Below are 18191 nucleotides of genomic sequence, written 5' to 3' on the forward strand. Positions count from 1 at the left end.
GTTTCATGACGACTCCGTGCTCGCCAGCTTCCTGTGAGTCATGCGGCAGGCAGCCAGGACGGTGGGCAGGGATGCTGACGATAGAAATTGCGCAAGTGCATCATATCGCGCGCGAATCCAGCGTTCAGCCAATGGCGATATTGCGCCTGCGCCGGTATTTGCAAGGCCGGTTTGCGCAGACAATCCGCCACGGCTTGCGCAGCCTGCATACCGCTCATCAACGCGTTCAGCACGCCGTGGGAGGACGCCGGGTCGAGCCGGTTGGCCGCATCGCCGACCAGAAAATAGCCGGCACTGGCGGCGGTCGTGGTGATGCGCCAGGTCACATCGGCGCCTCGTACCGGCCCCACGGCCGGGAATGCATGCAGCGCCAAGGGAAGGCTCGCCGATCGGCCGTTGTTTTCGAATGTCAGGCGCGTCCAGTGCAGCAACTGGGGCTCAACCTGGGCGATCCAGGTCCACCCGTCAGGATCGGCCAGCAAATGCGCGGCCGTTGCATAGGTCGCGCTGTGGCCTTGCAAATAGCCGTAACGCGCCACCAGCGGCGGTGAACAGTGGCGCACCGGCAAACAGAGTTGGCGACCGAGCCAGCAGCCGGCGCCGCTGGCGTCGATCAGGCAGGTCGCGTAGAAGCAGCCGCTGTCGGTTTCCACGCCGATTACTCGGTTGCTTTGGGTCAGTACCCGTCGTGCCCGGCAGGGTTGATTGACCTCTACACCCAACGCGGCGGCACTCGATAGCAACGCCGCATCCAGTTGTGCTCGTTCCAGATGAAAACCCTGCCAGGCGCCGCGATCATCGGCACCAAAACCATTGAAGCGCGGTGCGCCGTCCCAGTGCACCCAGTGGCCATCGAAACGCCGGGCCGTGCGGCCACACAGTTGCTCGGCAACCCCCAGTTGCTGCAGCAGCGGTTCGATGCCCGGATGCAGGCTTTCCCCGGGGCGAAAGCGCGGGAACGCCTGCCGTTCAATCAAGGCCACACGCAGACCGTGTCGGGCGCAACTGATCGCGGTTGCACTGCCCGCAGGCCCGGCGCCGATGATCACGACGTCAAATGGCTTCATCGGCTACCTGCCATGGCAGGGTGTCGCGTTTGATCAGGATTGCATCCGCGCTGACTAGCAGAATCACCCGCTCTTCGACTTCAACGTGGCGTAACCTGAAATCACTTTCAGCAACTTTCACTGCACCGCGCTTGTACAGCAAAAAGCGCTGCACCCAGCCGTCGAGAACCCGCCCAGACTCTTCCTGCGCGGTTTCAAGTTCGGCATTCGGCCGCTGCAACTCAACGAACGACAGCAGCGGCCAGGCATTGCGCAGTGGCTTGTCGCTGGCGGCGCCGAGCACGCGGTACACGCGATACATCGAGCGCACGCGTTGCTGATACGCGGCTTGCGCGGTGTGGCCGGTCAGGCTCAGGGAAAACCGGCCATCGAGGGCCACCTGTGTGTAATCGGCATGGGCGTACGCGTGGTATTGGACGATCAGGTGCTCGTCTTCAGTGATGAGTTGCGGGGCGCGCTGATTATCCCAGGCCACGCCGCCCATGCCGATTTCCTCATCGGTCAGGGGAATGATGCTGTGCAGCGTCGAGCGCGGTTCGAAAACCCGTGCCGAATCCGGCGCGACCCCGGGCCAGAAAGAACCTAGCGCGGCGCAGATCTTGGCATCCTCGGGAAACGGGCTGGCCATCTGATAACCAGCGAGGACGTTGATCCATTCGTCGTCCGCCGTGCGCTGGCGAACCCAGCCGACCTCCCAGCCCGGCCCGAACACACCGGCGGCGCCGTCGGGCAGCGAGGTGGGCCGCGAGGGTGACGTTTGTGCGCCGTTGGATTGCGGCGGGCCGAGCTGATCGACGAGGCCGACTATCGCGCTCACCCCGCGGTCAGCCGGGGAGAACAATTGATCCTGCAAGTCCAGGTTGGCGCAGTAGCGTACGTTAGAGAGTGCTTCCAGTCGGGCGTGCCAGACGCCGGCACCTGGTAGCGTCGGTTCATTGCGGAGCCAGTGCAACAGCCGGCGTTGAGTGCATAACGGGTAGAAATCCGGAGGGCCAATCAGCGAATAGGCGGCTACCGTCGGCAAGCAGTTTTCCAGCATCCGACAGCGTGGCAACACCCAGCCATCGGCGGTGCCGTCCTGATAATGCAAGGCGCGATAACCGCCCTGACGAACCAACTCGTCGACACCTTCGTGGTCGTTCAGATCTTCGATGCTGCCATCCGCCTCGACCCGGTGACGTCCGTGCACCATGCCGCCGGTGTTGGCCGGCAGCACAAAGGACAACGGTTTGCCCTGGTACTCGACAGGCGCGACCAGCCGGGCTCTGGTTTCCGGCACCAGCAGACCCGGCCCGAGATCCATAGCCGACGCCCAATGCGCAAGATTGTCCGTCACGACGAAGGGCGGCTGGCTGATCTGCGGTTCCTGCCAACCGGTGCCACTGTGGCGCAAATGAATATGTCGCAGTTTTTCGTTGATCTGGTGGTTGTCCAGCGTCAGCGTCAGGTTCAGCCCCTCCAGGCACTGCGAACCATTGAACAACTTGTGCACGGGCACCCAGAAATCCAGCCCGGGGTCGAGATCCACCTGGAAATCCATCGGCCCGAAGCGTTCGGCATCACCCTTGAGTTGCACGGCAATGTAGGCGCTGTAGCGTACCGGCATCACCCGGATGCCGTGCGGGTCATCGTCGACAAAGGGCAGGAAACTGCGCCGCATCGCGTCATAGCGCGCGGGGGCGATGCCGACGCGGGCGATACCGGTACGCGAGAAGCACAGGTCGGCATGCCGGCCATGCACGGTGTCGGCGGCGCAACGATATTCACTGGCGAACGCGACCACCGCCAACGGCGCGCCCCGGGCTTTGTGGCGCAGGCTGTCGAGCGTGGGCGGGATGACGCTGTAGACATAGTCGAGCACTGTCTCGATCTCGGCGGCGGTGGGAAACAGTTGCAATGTTTGCCCGTTCTCATCGCAGAGCACATCGGGCGAGGCCAGCGCGTGATACAGCAGGCTGTGCGCCGGCACGCCGGCTTCGATCGCGCGGCTGCCGGCCACTGTGAAATCGGCAAACCCCGGTATCGAGCGGTCGATGTTCAGCGGCTTTTGCAGTTCGGCAGCGAACGGTTCACCGAGCAGATCCAGGCCGTGGGCGAGCATCAGCGAGTGCCAGCCGCCGGGGGCAAGGCGCGTACACACGTGGCTGACGGATTCGAGCAGAGTCATGTTGCGCCCCGACAGGTTGGACCAATCGCCATGGAACCGCATCCCGACGCTGATTCACCACTGTCAGATCTGACAGTGGTGACCAGTGGTCGCCAACGCGAAACGGACAACACGACAATAAGTGCGACAACCCGGCGGCGCAGTCAGTGGATTGCGACAAAGGTGCAGGCATGGCGCAACAATGTGCACGTTAACCGTCCGTTACCTGTCGGCAGCGATTGAACAGAGGCCGTTGAACGGCTCAGGGGTGCAGCGGCAGCTTCAGCACGGCACACAGCCCACCGCCCTCGCGATTGCTCAGGGTCAGCGAACCCCCGAGGGCCATGGCCAGTTGCTGGGCGATCGCCAGTCCCAGACCGGTACCGCCGGTATCACGATTACGCGAGTTTTCCACGCGATAGAACGGTTGCAGCACGTGCGCCAGTTCGGCGTCGGCGATGCCCGGGCCGCGATCCATGACGGTAATTGCGAGGCTATCCTTGTGGGCTTCGACCCAGACTTCGGCGGCACCGGCGAATTTCAACGCGTTGTCGGTCAGGTTCACCAGCACCCGCCGCAGGGCCTGGGGGCGGGTATCGATCACCGCCGCGCTCTTGCCGATCAGGCGTACATCCTTGCCCATGTCCTGGTAATCGAACACCAGGCTGTCGAGGAAGGCATCGAGGTCAGTGCGCCGGCTTTCTTCGGTCGAACCATGGATGCTGCGGGCGTAGGCCACGCCTTCGCGGACCAGGTGCTCCATTTCGCCGAGGTCGTTCCACAGTTTGTCTTTTTCCACTGAGTCGTCCATGAACTCGGCACGCAGCTTCATGCGGGTGATCGGGGTTTGCAGGTCATGGGAAATCGCCGCCAGCAGTTGCATGCGCTCCTTCAGATACGCGGCGATGCGCGTCTGCATCGCGTTGAAGGCCCGCGCGGCGTGGGCTACTTCGATCGGGCCTTGCTCGTCGAGCATCACGGGATGGGCGTTGGGATCGAGGGTTTCCACGGCGTTGGCGAGGCGGGCGAGGGGGCGGATGGCGATGCGCACCGCCAGCCAGGTGCAGGCGATCAGCAACGCCAGTTGTCCGAGCAAGACCCCCGGCAGCCACGGCGACAAGGGCGGCATGGCCGGACGCACATCAATCGTCACCGGGCTGCCGTCGCTGAGTCTGACATGGGCCTGAAAGTGTTTTTGCTCCCCGGCAAACCGGGTGAAGCTCAGCGGGTGTGCACCGCCGAGCGCGGCGCTGATCGAGGTCACGGCCACCGGCACCTCGTCGGCCTCGGGGTCGAGCGGCGCACCGGATTCGCCGACACTCAGCAGATAGTCATAGTTGCTGCGGGACAGTTGCTTGAGCCAGGCGGGCCGTTCCTGCGCGGGCAAGCGGTCGAGGATGGCGATCGACGTCGAGACGTCGTTTCGCATATTGCCCAGCATGGTGCTTCGGGCACTCTGGAAACGCTCGTAGTACTGCGCGCCAAACGACAGCGCCTGAGCGAGGATCAGCCCGACCAGAAAGATCAGCGACAAGCGTGACGCCAGCGTACGCGGCCACTGCAGCCTGAAACTCATGCCGAAGCCCCGAAAATTTCCACCGGCAGTGAGAACACATAACCCTCGCTGCGCACGGTCTTGATGTAAGCCGGTTCGCGCGCATCGTCGAGCAGACGCTGGCGCAGGCGGCTGACCAGCAGATCGATGGAACGATCAAACAGATCGGCCTCGCGCCCCTGGGTCAGGTTGAGCAACTGATCGCGGCTGAGCACCCGTTGCGGGTGATCGAGGAACACTCGCAGCAAACGGTATTCGGCGCCGCTGAGTGCGACCAGCGTGCCGTCCTGGTCCAGTAGATGGCGGGCCGAGGTGTCCAGCTGCCATCGGCCGAAACCCAACAGACGACCGCTTTCGGTGACCACCAGGTTCGGCGGCAGCATCCGCGTGCGCCGCAGCACGGCGTTGATCCGCGCCAGCAGTTCGCGGGCAGCGAACGGTTTGGTCAGGTAATCGTCAGCGCCCATTTCCAGGCCGATGATGCGGTCGGTTTCATCGTTGCGCGCGGTGAGCATCAGCACCGGCGTGGCCTTGTGTTTACCCACGCGCAACTCGCGGCACAACTGCAGACCATCGTCGCCGGGCATCATGATGTCGAGCACGATCAGGTCGACGGTGTTGGCTTCGAGAAAACTGCGCATCTGTCGGCCATCGGCGACCACGGTGGTGCGCAGGCCGTTCTTTTTCAGGTAATTGCCAACCAGCTCGCGGATTTCGCGGTCGTCGTCGACGATGAGAATGTGATCGACATGTTCCATCGGTGCAGAACCTCTATCAAAGGGCAATGCCATGCAGTCTATAGAGCCTGCGCCGGCTTGCCTGCCGGGGTTTGTATTGCAGTGTATCTGGCGCCATGACGGATACATACACACGCAAAAACGCGATTTTTTCAGGGTTTTGTATCGCTGTGTATCTCCGGGTGGCGCAGATACACAACGCGTCATAACGGGCATTTCCAGACACAGACGTGATACCTCAGGCGCCTCAAATAGGCTCCATCGAGGCGCATCCAGCTTGCCTCGGCTCAACCCACCCACGCCTTGAGGTAACCGCCATGACCCGCACATCCGTGATCGCCGCGTGCCTGTTCGCCGCCCTGAACATCTGCACCCTGTCGGCCCGTGCCGAAGCCGATATCACCCCGCACACCTACACCTACGGCACGCACCTGGACGTGCAGAAAGTGCTGTCGATGACCCAGGACACCTCGGTGACCTGCGGCATTGTCGATGCGCGCATGACCTACCTCGATTCGGCAGGCAAAACCCAAGTGCTGGATTACCGTAAATTCGCCGATGGCTGCAACAACGAAAATTGAGTGCTCCTCGCCATCCCGAGCAGTCCCGACGGTGTTTCGCAGGCTTTACAAAAAACCGCCATTCATCGGCCCAGCCCTTGTTTTACGTGCTCTTCGGACGATTGGCACGGACGCCATCGACCCTCGGCGCGATAGTGAACAGGCAGGGCCACTGCCGACCCTGTCCTTGATAAAAAGAACGCGAGGTTGCCATGCCGAAATTCGTGATTGAACGCGAGATTCCAGGGGCAGGAAAGCTGTCGGAGCAAGCACTCAAAGCCGTGTCGCAAACCTCCTGCCAAGTGTTGCGTGAACTCGGGCCGCAAGTGCAGTGGCTGCAGAGTTATGTCACGGCCGACAAAATCTACTGCGTGTACATCGCCCCTGACGAGGAGCAGGTACGCGAGCACGCCAGGCTGGGCGGCTTCCCGGCCAACAGCGTGGCCAGGGTGATGACGGTCATTGACCCGACCACGGCTGAATGAAGTTCTCCAACCTGCTGCGGAGCACGATTGATGAGTACGCCCATTGATCTGACGGGTCTGAAGGAGCGCCAGAAAGTCGCCTGGGCCAGCGGCGATTACGCGGTGATCGGTACCACCTTGCAGATCGTCGGCGAAAACCTCGCCGAGGCTTGCGACCTGCGCTGCGATGAAGAGGTGCTGGATGTCGCCGCCGGCAACGGCAATGCGACCCTGGCGGCAGCGCGGCGTGGCTGCCAGGTGACCTCGACCGACTATGTCGCGGCGCTGCTCGAACGTGGGCAGGATCGGGCGCGAGCCGAACATCTGGAGGTGATTTTTCAGGTCGCCGATGCCGAAGCGTTGCCGTTCGCTGACGAGAGTTACGACGCGGTGCTGTCGACCTTCGGCGTGATGTTTGCCCCGGATCAGGCGACTGCGGCGGCGGAACTGGCGCGGGTCTGCCGGCATGGCGGGCGCATCGGTCTGGCGAACTGGACGCCGGAAGGTTTCGTCGGCCAGATGTTCAAGGTTCTCGGCCGCCACGTGCCGCCGCCCGCCGTGGCGCAGCCACCGTCAAACTGGGGCACCGAAGCGTGGTTGCACAGCCACTTCGATGAACGTGAATTTCTGCTGCAGGTCACCCGCCGCACGTTCAACTTCCGTTATCGCTCGGCGGCGCATTTCATCGACATCTTCCGTCACTGGTACGGGCCGGTGCACAAAGCCTTCGCGGCATTGCCACCGGAAAGCGGTCAGGCGCTGGAGAGTGATCTGGCGGACTTGCTCAACCGCTCGAATCGGGCGGGAGCCGGTTCGCTGGTGGTGCCGAGCGAGTATCTGGAGGTGGTGATCACCAAACGCTGAGACACCAATGAAAACCCCTGTAGGAGCTGCCGAAGGCTGCGATCTTTTGATCTTGGTTTTTAAAATCAAAGTCAAAAGATCGCAGCCTTCGGCAGCTCCTACAGGGCAGGTTTATTTCAAATGTGCCCCATCAACCCACTCCAGCGCTGTACGCCAGATGCAGATCCCCAGAAAGTACGCCGACATCAGCAGCCACAACCCCATCACCAGCGGATTGATCACCGGGTGATTGAGCACCAGTGACAGGCTGCACAACAGCCAGATTGCCGTGACCGCGATGTTGATCGGCATGAACCGGCGCACACGGAACGGGTGCAGGAACTTCATGCGGGTGACGGTCAGCAGCGCCAGGCCAATGATGGTCAGGAAAGTGATCCACGGTCCCGGGCCAATGATGTACAGGCACAGGGCAACCACGTTCCACGCGGCGGGGAAGCCGACGAAATAGTTGTCCTTGCTTTTCATGTTGACGTTGCAGAAGCAGAACAGCGACGACACCAGAATCAGCGACACACTCAGCAGCAGGGTGTAGTCGGGCAGGGGGATGTAGCGGTAGATGAACAGCGCCGGGATGAACACGTAGGTCAGGTAGTCGATCACCAGATCGAGGATCGAACCGTCAAAACTCGGCAGCACCGATTGCACATTGACCTTGCGCGCGAGCGCCCCGTCGAGGCCGTCGACGATCAATGCCACACCCAGCCACATCAGGCAATGGGTCGGCTGGTTCTCCAGCAGGGCGAGGGTCGCCAGAAAGGCAGTGACCACGCCGGTCGCGGTAAAACCATGGGCGCCCCATGCTTTGAGCCTGGCGATGTGTACGGTCGATATCACAGGGGCGTTCTCCAGAAAAATGAAGCAAGCCGGGTATCACCCTCGAGCAAAGGGCGCCGGCAAACCGGGTCGGGGTTGCAGCTATCGACCGGTCTGGCCGGGATAAGGTTCACCACTGTTGAATCTTAGCTGGCCGCTCGAAAAATACCTCGGCGAAAACCGCCGGTGTCAGCCAGACGGTGCTGGCGCGATGGCTGCGCCGGTCTATCGTTGCCTGACGCAGTGAATGCCAATGCCTGAGGACGACATCATGAACACCAGCGATTTGCTCGAACAACTGCTGCGAGGCCAGGCCTCGGCGGGACAACAACGTGCTGACTCGACCGGTAATCCGGACGGACTCGGCGGACTGGGCGGCTTGCTCGGTGGTCTGTTGGGTGGCGGTGCAGGCCCCGGCGGCAGTGCGGCGCAGTCCGGTGGGCTGGGCGGTCTGGGCGGTTTGCTCGGAGGTCTGCTCGGCGGCGGTAGCGGTGGTGGTTTGGGCGGCGCGCTGGGTGGCGGTACGCAAAGCCGCTCCGGTGGTACCCATTATGCTGCGCTGGCGTCGCTGGGGATGATGGCGTTCCAGGCGTATCAGGCCTGGCAACGCAGTCAGGCCTCAGCGGCACCGCAACAGATCCCGCCAACCGCCAACCTGCTGGCCGGGCCCGAAGTCGAGGAACACAGTCATGCCGTACTGCGGGCGCTGATCGCCGCAGCCAAGGCCGACGGTGAGATCGATACCCGGGAACAACAGATGATCAACAGTGAAATCAGCAAGCACACCGACGATCCGCAATTGCAGCAGTGGTTCGAAAGCGAAATCGCCAAGCCACTGGATGCGAACGAAGTCGCCGAGGCCGCCAACGGCGACCCGGCCATGGCCGCCGAAATGTACCTGGTCAGCGTGATACTGGTGGACGACCAGCAAGACGCCGAACGCAACTATCTGGATGAACTGGCCGCCGCCCTGCAGATCGACCCGCAATTGCAGGTGCATCTGGAGCAGCAGGCCAAGGGGCAGGGCTGAAGCAAAAGTCAAAAGATCGCAGCCTTCGGCAGCTCCTACAGGGGGAAATCGTTCCAAATGTATGAGCTGCCGAAGGCTGCGATCTTTTGATCTTCAGAGCCAGACTGCGTCCCATAGCGGGTAATCACCCAAGCGCTTTACCAGACCGGCCCGCAATGGATTCATGACAATGTAGCGGGCAGCGGCTTTAAGATCTTCATCGCGACGCAGAGCTCGGTCGTAATAGCCGCGTTGCCGCACCGGCTCCGAATTGCCTCGCAGCAGGTTGACCGAGCGACTACTGCGCGATTTGACACGGCACATTATTTGCGCCAGAGAGCCTTGTTTTAATTCGACCAGCCAATGGAGGTGGTCCGGCATCACAACCCAGGCAAGCGAATGAACCATTCCCGCTTGATCGGCGGCCCGCATCTGCCCTACCAATAGTCGTCCTGCTCTCAAATCCGAAAAAAACGGTCGGCGTTGCTCAGCCACCGCTGTCAGCAAATAAACCCGCCCAACCTCCGAATAGCGTCCCTTGCGTAGACCGCAGGCTTTTGCAGCTTCAGGCATTCCTTTGCCCTCCGTAACCATCGTCCTTGAACACTAGCGCTCCCGAAACAATCCGCTCGGCCAAGCCATTACACGATGTAAATGTAGGAGCTGCCGAAGGCTGCGATCTTTTGATCTTGATCGTAAAAGACACAATCAAAAGATCGCAGCCTTCGGCAGCTCCTACAGTGATCAAGTGATCAAGTGATCAAGTGACCAAGTGAAAGAGAATTGGCGCTGATCGCCGTCCGTCAGGGCGTTTTTCATGTCGATTGAATTTTTCTCCGTAGCGGTTGCTCTGCTGATGTAGAGGCGTGAAACAACGCCCTGACCGGCCAACCGAACGAGAACACTGACATGACTGCCCTGACCCCTCTGCAGGCGCCGAGCGCGCAGCAACAGCCCATCACTGCCGACGGTGACCTGCGGCGTATTTATGAGGCATTGCTGCTTGAGGATGCGCCTGAGACCCTCGCGCAGGATTTTCTCGCCGAGCAGTTGCAGCGCGCCGCGCTGCTGCCTGAAGAACTGCCGCAGGATCCGTCGGCGTGGCAGGAGTGGGTCGCCGGGCACTGCACCGAGGTTGCCCGGCAGTACGCCGATTACCTGCAACAGCGTCAGGCCGGCGGACCGCGCCAGTTCTTCAGCAACAAGGCTCACGCGTTGTACTTTCTGCAAGCCGTGGCACCGACCAAACTGGTCGATGGCGCGTGGCTGTACGGCTTGTTGGCGCAATGGCGCGACCCGCGTTTTGATGGCTTGCTGTGTACCTATCTGGAAGAACTCGGCGACGGCAATCCTGCGCAAAACCATGTGGTGATCTACCGCAAACTGCTCGCTGAACATGGTTTGCAGGATGCCAACGCCATCGCCGATGAGCGCTACTTGCAAGGTGCATTGCAACTGGCACTCGGTGCCTGCGGTGAAGCTTGTTTGCCGGAGGTGATCGGTTACAACCTCGGTTACGAGCAATTGCCGCTGCACCTGCTGATCAGTGCCTATGAGCTCAGCGAGTTGGGCATCGATCCGTACTATTTCACCCTGCATGTGACCATCGATAACGCCAGCACCGGTCATGCGCAAAAAGCTGTGCAGGCGGTGCTCGACCTGCTGCCGCTGGAAGCGGATCGCAGCGAGTTTCTGCGCCGGGTATCGCTGGGCTATCGACTCAACGACCTAGGGCAGGGCAGCCGCGCCATCATCGAGGGTTTCGACCTGGAACAGGAAGTGCTGACGATGCTCGAGCGCAAGCGTCCGTTCGGTCAGCACATGCATTCCGACTACTGCCGCTTCGACGGCAAAACCGTCAATCAGTGGCTGGCCACGCCCGAGCAACTGCCCGGGTTTCTGCAGGTGATGCAGGACAAGGGCTGGATCAAGCGCAATCAGGATCCGCAGGCCAGCCGTTTCTGGCAGTTGATCGACGGCGACGGTGCGGCGATGTTCGGCGTGTTCAGTCCTTATGAAAAGCAACTGCTGCACGACTGGATCGCCGGCGACTGGACGTCCTCGGAGAAGAATCCGACGCCAAGACGCAGCCGTCAGGTCGCCACCCCGGACGCCGCGGTGCCCGAACACGATCCCGATGTGCAGCGTCTGACCTCCTCGCTACAAGGCCAGGACGGTCACGCGCAAATGGCCACGCTGATCCCATGGCTGTCACCCGCCCGCCATGCCCACCCGGCGGGGCTGTTGGCAACGCGTCGCTTCATCGAACTCAAATCCAGTCTGCGCTAAGGAACTCTCCATGAATCAGGAAGAACATTTGTCTGCCGACGATCTCACGCTGCTGCAGCTCGGTCGACGCTTGCAGGCCGACGGTTATCGTTTCATCACGCCGACGCCTTTGACCCATCAGCGGGTCAACCAGCGGGACGAGGGGCAGGTGGCCTATACCTTGCGTGATGTCTTCGGCTGGTCGCGCCCGTTCGAACCGGGGTTGTTGTCCGCCGACGAGCAGCGGCAGTTGCAAGAGGCGCAAGTGATTGACGCCTGCGACGGCCGCTTGAAAAGCCGGGTGCGCTGGTCGAGTCTGGATGACCTGTTGTTCGTGCATTCGGGCTATCCCACCGATGCCGCCGATTCGGTGTTTTTCGGTCCGGACACCTACCGTTTCGCGCAGTTGATTCACGCGCATCTGCAGCAGAGCTTTGCACCGATCCAGCGTGCGGTGGACATCGGTTGCGGGGCGGGCGTCGGCGCGATTCTGATTGCCCGCGCGCGGCGCGAAGCGCAAGTGTTGGCGGTGGACATCAACCCCGCCGCGCTGCGCCTGACCGCGATCAACGCGGCATTGGCCGAGGTTGCCAACGTCGAGGTGCAGGCCAGCGATGTGTTGCAGGGTACCGACGGCCACTTCGATCTGATCGTCGCCAACCCGCCGTACATGGCCGATCCCGCCGGGCGCGCCTACCGAAATGGTGGAGGTTCACTCGGGGCCGGGTTGTCGCTGCGTATTGTCGAGCAGGCACTCAATCGGCTGGCACCCGGCGGCTCGTTACTGCTGTACACCGGCGTGGCCATGGTCGATGGCCGTGATCCGTTTTTCGACACCGTGGTGCCACGCCTGGATTCGGCGCGATTCGCTTGGACCTATCGCGAACTGGATCCCGACGTGTTCGGTGAAGAATTGTTGAATCCCGGTTACCAGCGTGTAGACCGGATCGCCGTGGTCGCGCTGACCGTGACCCGCATTGGCTGACACAAGGCAGGTGCGCCATGACCAGGAACCTCGATGACTACAACCGCATGCGCGACTTTTCCGCGACGTCAGAACCTGCCGCGGTCAAACGTCGTGGCCGCAACAAGGCGACTGACCATGCGCTGCAGTTCTGCATCCAGAAGCACGACGCTTCGCACCTGCATTATGACTTTCGCCTCGAACTCGATGGCGCGCTGAAGAGCTGGGCGGTGCCCAAGGGGCCGTCGCTCGACCCCAAGGTCAAACGCCTGGCGGTGCACGTCGAAGATCACCCGCTGGATTACGCGACGTTCGAGGGCAGCATTCCCGAAGGACATTACGGCGCCGGCGATGTGATCGTCTGGGATCGTGGCGTGTGGATTCCGCAGGAAGACCCGGCCAAGGCTTACGCCAAGGGCAAACTCAAATTCGAGCTGCAAGGCGAGAAGCTGTCCGGCCTTTGGAATCTGGTGCGCACGCACATGCCGGGCAAGAAGGAGAACTGGTTTCTGATCAAACATCAGGACAGCGCTGCGCGCCCGCAAGACGATTACGACGTACTCAGCGCCGAGCCGCACAGCGTGCTCAGCGAACGCACCTTGATCGGCAAACCCAAGCTTGCTGCCGAGCAAGCCAAACCGGTGAAGAAGGCCCCGGCCAAACCGCGCAAAACGGCGTCCGGTACGCTCACTGGTGCGCGCAAGGCCAAACTGCCGGCGCAACTCAAGCCGGAACTGGCGACGCTGGTCGACAGCGCCCCGGAAGGGCAGTGGAGCTACGAGATCAAGTTCGACGGCTACCGGATCATGGCGCGCATCGATCACGGCGAGGTGCAACTGTTTACCCGCAATGGCCATGACTGGACGCACAAGCTGCCGCAACAGGCGCAGGCTCTGGCCGAGCTGGGCCTGGAATCGGCGTGGCTGGACGGCGAAATGGTAGTCGCCAACGAACACGGTGTGCCGGACTTTCAGGCACTGCAGAATGCGTTCGAAGCTGGAAGCAGCGGCAGCATCATGTACTACCTGTTCGACATGCCGTATCTCAACGGGGTCGACCTGCGCGAGGTGCCGGTCGAGGAGCGCCGCGCGGCGTTGTCCACGGTACTCGGAGGGCACGAGCAGCCCTTGCTGCGCTTCTCCGAAGCCTTCGACGAAACCCCGGATGCGCTGCTCAACAGCGCCTGCCAGATGCAAATGGAAGGACTGATCGGCAAGCGCCTGGGTTCGCCTTACGTATCGCGGCGCAGCAGCGACTGGATCAAGCTCAAGTGCACGCATCGTCAGGAATTCGTGGTTGTCGGCTATACCGATCCGAAGGGCGCGCGCAGTGCCTTCGGCGCCTTGCTGCTGGGCTTGCATGACCGCGACAGTGGCGAATTGCGTTACGCCGGCAAGGTCGGCACCGGGTTCAACGACACCACCCTGAAAAGCATCCTTGCCCAACTCAAGCCGTTGCAGGTGAAGAAGGCTGCCGTGGTCAACCCGCCAAGCGGCTTCGACGCCAAGGGTGTGCACTGGCTCAAACCGAATCTGTTGGCGGAAGTGGCATTCGCCGAAATGACCAAGGACGGCTCGGTGCGCCATGCCGTGTTCCATGGTCTGCGCAATGACAAACCGGCCAGGGCAATTACCGAGGAGCGCGCGAAACCCGTGAAGACTTCAGCGAAAGTCACCCCATCGAAAAAGGCTGCACCGGCAAAGAAAAAGGCTGAAGCAGCACCGTCACAGCTGGGCCTCGCCAGCGGCAAGGTGCGCATCACCCACCCCGACCGGGTAATCGATGCGGTCAGTGGCACCACCAAGATGCAACTGGCCGAGTATTACGCCAGCGTCGCCGAATGGATCCTGCCGCAGCTCAAGGATCGTCCAGTGGCATTGGTGCGTGCGCCGGACGGTATCGCCGGCGAACTGTTCTTCCAGAAAAACGCCGAGCGTCTGGCGATTCCCGGCATCACCACGCTGGACAAGGAGGTCACCGGTCAACCGGTGATGCTGATCAACAATGCCGAAGCCTTGATCGGCGCCGTGCAGATGAGCACGGTCGAGCTGCACACCTGGAACGCCACCACCATTGATCTGGACAAGCCTGACCGCTTTGTCCTAGATCTTGACCCGGATCCCGCGCTCCCATGGAAAAGCATGGTCGAAGCCACTGCGCTGACCCTGACTGTGCTCGATGAACTGGGGCTCAAGGCGTTTCTCAAGACCAGCGGTGGCAAAGGCATTCACCTGGTGGTGCCATTGACCCGCAAGCACGGCTGGGACGAGGTCAAGGATTTCAGCCATGCGATCGTCAGTCATATGGCGAATTTGTTGCCGGAACGGTTTTCCGCAGTGTCCGGGCCGAAAAATCGGGTGGGGCGAATCTTCATCGATTACCTGCGCAACGGTCTGGGTGCCACCACCATTTGTGCCTACGCGGCGCGCACCCGCGAGGGGCTGCCGGTGTCGGTGCCGCTGTTTCGCGAAGAGGTGGCGCAGATCAAGGGTGGCAATCAGTGGAACATCAGCAATGTCCATGAGCGCCTGAACGAGGTCGGCGACGCGCCGTGGGCCGACATGAAGAAAACCCGCCAGAGCATCACTGCAGAGATGCGCAAGCGGGTTGGCATGAAAAGATGATCAGGTGTCGCGCAGCAAGTCGTGGGCGTTGAGGAGTTCGAAAGCGATTTCAGGGTGGTTGCTCAGGCCTCGACGAATGGCCGCCGGAATCGCTTTGCGCGTCTTGCGGCACAGCCCCGGCAGCGCTTCGATCTGAATCTCGATGCCGAGCATGGTGCGCACTTCATGAAAGCCCGGAGCAACTTCAACTCGCAGGCCCAACTGTTCGTGCATGCGATCTTGCAGATGGCGCAGGTCGGCGAGGTCTTTGAGTTGTTCCAGGCGGGCGAGCAGAATTTTTTCCTGCTCGCGAGTCAGGCGCAGGATGCGCAGATCGCTGCCGGGATTTTCCAGCAACGATTCGCGCCCGCAATCGCAGGCGCCGGGCGGGCAGGGTGAGCGCAAAGGCGCAGGCGGCGCAAGAGTCGTCATGGCCTCCATCATAGAGGCCGTCGGACTGTTTTGCCTATGTGCCTTCAGCTGCCATCCATCGGCCGCTGCCTGCGTGACAACTACTGATTCAGGCCTTCGTAATGCACCAGAATCGCGTTGGCAAGGTCTTCATCGCTGGCGTTGAGACCGGGGTTGTCGTGCCGGACCTGTTGCAGCACCGACTCCAGATAAACCCCTCGTATGGCACCGCCGCTGGCCACGAACGCTGACAGGTCATCGCGCGCCGGGATCACCATTTTGTGATCCTTGAAGGTCGAGTAAAGTGACGCGGAAACACCCGCCGAGGTGGCGACATCGCCGGCATCGACACGGGCCAGAGCCGAGCCGACAGGGAGGCACAGCAGGAGAGAAGAAACGAGCACTAACTTGCGCATGACGGTGTTCCTCCACAAGCGCGAAGCAAAAAGGAAGACTACATAATCTCAGAGGTGCGACCTCTGCCGGAGTTCCGTTCAAACACGCGGATACTTGCTGAAACGCTCTGAAGCGGCACATCTGCACAAATAAGCTTAACTGAACTTCTGACAGGTGCATTCGGCGCGCCTCAGGAGGAACCCACCGTGTCGATCAAATTGCGTTTGCTGTTGCTGATAGCAACCAGCCTGCTGACAGCGCTGATCGTGAGTCTGGTCAGCTATGTGGGGAATACGCGGATGTCCGCGGCGGTTGGCGACAACGCGGTGAGCATGACTGCGCTGCGCAATCACATGGAAGCCGACATGATGCACGATGCACTGCGGGCTGACGTGTACTCGGCGATGCTGGTGGGCCTGGGCAAAAGCACCGGCACGGCCGCCGAAGTGCGGGATTCGATCAACGAGCACGCGAGCCATTTTCGCGAAGTGCTGGATGAAAACCTCAAACTGCCGGTCAACCCGACAATCAAGACCGCGCTCGAACAGATCAAACCGAGCCTGGACACCTACATCGAGGCGGCCGAGCGCATTGTCGGCCTGGCACTGGACAACCCGGACAGCGCGCAACGGGAGCTCGGTACGTTCAACACCGCCTTCACTCAGCTTGAAGAGCAGATGGCCGCGCTCAGTGAGCTGATTGAAAGCAATACCCGGGACACCAGCAAAGCCACCGACAGCGCCATTCGAAATGCCAACATCGCCCTCGGCGTGGTGCTGCTCGCCAGCCTGTTGTTATTGCTGGCGCAAGGGCGTTGGGTGACCCGCAGCATCATGGGGCCGCTGAAGTCCGCCAACCACATCGCTCAAAGCATTGCGCATGGCAACCTCAGCGAGCCGATCAGTGAACCGGCCGGCAAGGATGAAGCCAGCACGCTGATCCGCAGTCTGGCGACCATGCAGCGTGATCTGCGCGACATGATCGATGTGGTACGCCGCAACGCCCACGGCGTCAGCGGCATGAGCGAGCAGTTGAGCCACGGCTGCCATCAGGTCGCCGACAGCAGTCAGCAGCAAAGCGCCGCCGCCGGCACCATGGCCGCTGCCGCGAGCCAGATGACCGCCAGCATCGAGGAAATCACCCGCCACGCCGAACGCGCACTGGGCATGGCCAATCAGGCCGAGTCGCTGGCCAAGAGCGGCGGACAGGTGATCCATCAGGTGGTCAGCGACATGGACGACATCGCCCGCTCGGCGCAGCAGTCGGCACAGGTGATCCGCACGCTGGATCAGGAATCCGAAGGCATCTTCAACATCATTCAGGTGATCAAGAGCATCGCCGACCAGACCAACCTGCTGGCACTCAACGCCGCCATCGAGGCGGCGCGGGCTGGCGAGCAGGGCCGGGGCTTTGCCGTGGTCGCCGACGAAGTGCGCAGTCTGGCCGCGCGGACCAGCGCCTCAACCCAGGAAATCGCGGCGATGGTCGCGCGTATCCAGAACAGTACCCGTGAAGCGGTCAGCAGCATGGAGGCCGGCGTGGCTCAGGTGGACAAAGGCATGGCGGTCACGGCGGAAGTCGAACGGGCGATCCGCGAGATCCTCGACGCCACCCTGAGCACCACGCAACTGGTCAATGACATTACCCGCACCATCGGCGAGCAAAGCCAGGCCAGCAACGAAATTGCCCATCAGGTGGAAATGATCGCCGGGATGTCCGAGGGCAACAGCAAGGTGATCGGGCAGACGGCCAACACCACTGATGAACTGTCGAGTCTGGCGGGGGCGCTGGCGTTGTCGGTGGACCGGTTTCGGTTGTGAGGGGAATGTAGATATCTGGTCAGAGTGGAATGAGCCAGCGGATCATTGATCCGCTTTTCGCCGTACATTGATGGTCGCCTCAACCTTCAATCTGAAGTTGTACTTCTTGAAGCGGTTTTTCGCATTGAGTTCTGGTTTAACGAAGGGTGACTTTTTGTTGCAGACGTAGGCGATTTTGGGGTGATAGTTAGCCAAGAATTGCTCGCCGTGTGCATCAATCAAAAATTGAATTGTCGACTCCAATTGTTTGATCCCTTGTCCTTGCCAGCCCCCTCCATCTCGGTCTTTCAACTCAACAAGGTACAACGCGTCATCGGTGCTCAGCATGCAGTCACATCGATCCCGACCTTTTTCCTCACCGTCTTTGATCACGCATTTATCAATTGCGGTAAATACGATCGCTCTTTGGAGCGGGTTCGATACCGTGGCTACCCATTCTTTCGAATTGTCTCAGTCGACATAAGCGAAAGGGCGCTCTTGATCGTCGCGTAGTCCAAATTCGGCATCAGTAAAC

17 protein-coding genes and 1 pseudogene are annotated in these 18191 nt (G+C 61.3%); 9 read left to right on the forward strand and 9 right to left on the reverse strand.

The window, feature by feature from the left end; all coding sequences use genetic code 11:
• Positions 1 to 38: 38 nt before the first annotated feature.
• The 4 genes from ACM6HV_RS20365 to ACM6HV_RS20380 form a co-directional block, all read right to left on the reverse strand.
• The gene (locus tag ACM6HV_RS20365; RefSeq protein ID WP_414905146.1) at positions 39 to 1067 is read right to left on the reverse strand and encodes an NAD(P)/FAD-dependent oxidoreductase; all 1029 of its coding nucleotides are present in this window, start codon (positions 1065 to 1067) and stop codon (positions 39 to 41) included.
• Positions 1054 to 3234 (reverse strand): hypothetical protein, encoded by a 2181-nt coding sequence (locus tag ACM6HV_RS20370; RefSeq protein ID WP_414905147.1) that lies wholly within the window; start codon positions 3232 to 3234, stop codon positions 1054 to 1056. Before ACM6HV_RS20370 ends, ACM6HV_RS20365 begins: the two co-directional genes overlap by 14 nt.
• Positions 3235 to 3475: 241 nt before the next feature.
• Complete coding sequence (locus ACM6HV_RS20375; RefSeq protein WP_414905148.1) at positions 3476 to 4789, reverse strand: sensor histidine kinase; 1314 nt, start codon at positions 4787 to 4789, stop codon at positions 3476 to 3478.
• Positions 4786 to 5526: a response regulator gene (locus ACM6HV_RS20380; protein WP_047293435.1), complete on the reverse strand. Its 741-nt coding sequence runs from the start codon at positions 5524 to 5526 to the stop codon at positions 4786 to 4788. The genes ACM6HV_RS20375 and ACM6HV_RS20380 overlap by 4 nt, the downstream gene beginning before the upstream one ends.
• Before the next feature lie 296 nt (positions 5527 to 5822).
• On the opposite strand from ACM6HV_RS20380, the gene ACM6HV_RS20385 reads away from it, so the two are divergent.
• The 3 genes from ACM6HV_RS20385 (at position 5823) to ACM6HV_RS20395 (ending at position 7393) form a co-directional block, all read left to right on the forward strand.
• Positions 5823 to 6086 carry a DUF2790 domain-containing protein gene (locus ACM6HV_RS20385; protein ID WP_041073518.1) on the forward strand — a complete coding sequence of 88 codons (264 nt, stop codon included), beginning with the start codon at positions 5823 to 5825 and terminating at the stop codon, positions 6084 to 6086.
• Between the two features lie 191 nt (positions 6087 to 6277).
• Positions 6278 to 6550 carry a DUF4242 domain-containing protein gene (locus ACM6HV_RS20390; protein ID WP_041073516.1) on the forward strand — a complete coding sequence of 91 codons (273 nt, stop codon included), beginning with the start codon at positions 6278 to 6280 and terminating at the stop codon, positions 6548 to 6550.
• Positions 6551 to 6580: 30 nt separating this feature from the next.
• Positions 6581 to 7393: a class I SAM-dependent methyltransferase gene (locus ACM6HV_RS20395; RefSeq protein WP_414905149.1), complete on the forward strand. Its 813-nt coding sequence runs from the start codon at positions 6581 to 6583 to the stop codon at positions 7391 to 7393.
• A gap of 111 nt (positions 7394 to 7504) precedes the next feature.
• Here ACM6HV_RS20395 and pcsA read toward each other — a convergent pair whose 3' ends face one another.
• On the reverse strand, positions 7505 to 8227 hold the full coding sequence (gene pcsA / locus ACM6HV_RS20400; protein ID WP_041073513.1) for a phosphatidylcholine synthase: 723 nt from the start codon (positions 8225 to 8227) through the stop codon (positions 7505 to 7507).
• 250 nt (positions 8228 to 8477) lie between these two features.
• Here pcsA and ACM6HV_RS20405 point away from each other — a divergent pair, with 250 nt between their 5' ends.
• The gene (locus ACM6HV_RS20405) at positions 8478 to 9236 is read left to right on the forward strand and encodes a tellurite resistance TerB family protein (RefSeq protein ID WP_414905150.1); all 759 of its coding nucleotides are present in this window, start codon (positions 8478 to 8480) and stop codon (positions 9234 to 9236) included.
• A 93-nt stretch (positions 9237 to 9329) separates the two neighbouring features.
• Here ACM6HV_RS20405 and ACM6HV_RS20410 read toward each other — a convergent pair whose 3' ends face one another.
• The gene (locus ACM6HV_RS20410; RefSeq protein WP_414905151.1) at positions 9330 to 9788 is read right to left on the reverse strand and encodes an REP-associated tyrosine transposase; all 459 of its coding nucleotides are present in this window, start codon (positions 9786 to 9788) and stop codon (positions 9330 to 9332) included.
• A 336-nt stretch (positions 9789 to 10124) separates the two neighbouring features.
• Here ACM6HV_RS20410 and ACM6HV_RS20415 point away from each other — a divergent pair, with 336 nt between their 5' ends.
• From ACM6HV_RS20415 to ligD, 3 genes are read left to right on the forward strand one after another with little or no spacing between them, the layout of a single operon-like run.
• Positions 10125 to 11504, forward strand: a complete 1380-nt coding sequence (locus ACM6HV_RS20415) for an iron-containing redox enzyme family protein (RefSeq protein WP_414905152.1) — start codon at positions 10125 to 10127, stop codon at positions 11502 to 11504.
• A gap of 10 nt (positions 11505 to 11514) precedes the next feature.
• Positions 11515 to 12468 carry a methyltransferase gene (locus ACM6HV_RS20420; RefSeq protein WP_414905153.1) on the forward strand — a complete coding sequence of 318 codons (954 nt, stop codon included), beginning with the start codon at positions 11515 to 11517 and terminating at the stop codon, positions 12466 to 12468.
• 17 nt (positions 12469 to 12485) lie between these two features.
• Positions 12486 to 15071 carry a DNA ligase D gene (gene ligD, locus ACM6HV_RS20425; protein ID WP_414905154.1) on the forward strand — a complete coding sequence of 862 codons (2586 nt, stop codon included), beginning with the start codon at positions 12486 to 12488 and terminating at the stop codon, positions 15069 to 15071.
• Here ligD and ACM6HV_RS20430 read toward each other — a convergent pair whose 3' ends face one another.
• Positions 15072 to 15494: a hypothetical protein gene (locus tag ACM6HV_RS20430; protein ID WP_041073505.1), complete on the reverse strand. Its 423-nt coding sequence runs from the start codon at positions 15492 to 15494 to the stop codon at positions 15072 to 15074.
• A 68-nt stretch (positions 15495 to 15562) separates the two neighbouring features.
• Complete coding sequence (locus ACM6HV_RS20435; protein ID WP_025111286.1) at positions 15563 to 15877, reverse strand: DUF2388 domain-containing protein; 315 nt, start codon at positions 15875 to 15877, stop codon at positions 15563 to 15565.
• A gap of 186 nt (positions 15878 to 16063) precedes the next feature.
• On the opposite strand from ACM6HV_RS20435, the pseudogene ACM6HV_RS20440 reads away from it, so the two are divergent.
• Positions 16064 to 16822: pseudogene (locus tag ACM6HV_RS20440) on the forward strand (MCP four helix bundle domain-containing protein); the annotation flags it as partial.
• A 129-nt stretch (positions 16823 to 16951) separates the two neighbouring features.
• Positions 16952 to 17677 carry a methyl-accepting chemotaxis protein gene (locus ACM6HV_RS20445; protein ID WP_371917806.1) on the forward strand — a complete coding sequence of 242 codons (726 nt, stop codon included), beginning with the start codon at positions 16952 to 16954 and terminating at the stop codon, positions 17675 to 17677.
• A 42-nt stretch (positions 17678 to 17719) separates the two neighbouring features.
• Here ACM6HV_RS20445 and ACM6HV_RS20450 read toward each other — a convergent pair whose 3' ends face one another.
• Positions 17720 to 18049 (reverse strand): hypothetical protein, encoded by a 330-nt coding sequence (locus ACM6HV_RS20450; RefSeq protein WP_414905155.1) that lies wholly within the window; start codon positions 18047 to 18049, stop codon positions 17720 to 17722.
• Positions 18050 to 18191 lie beyond the last annotated feature (142 nt).

It is taken from the genome of Pseudomonas sp. IT-P260, from assembly GCF_949768395.1.
Lineage (GTDB): Bacteria > Pseudomonadota > Gammaproteobacteria > Pseudomonadales > Pseudomonadaceae > Aquipseudomonas > Aquipseudomonas parakoreensis.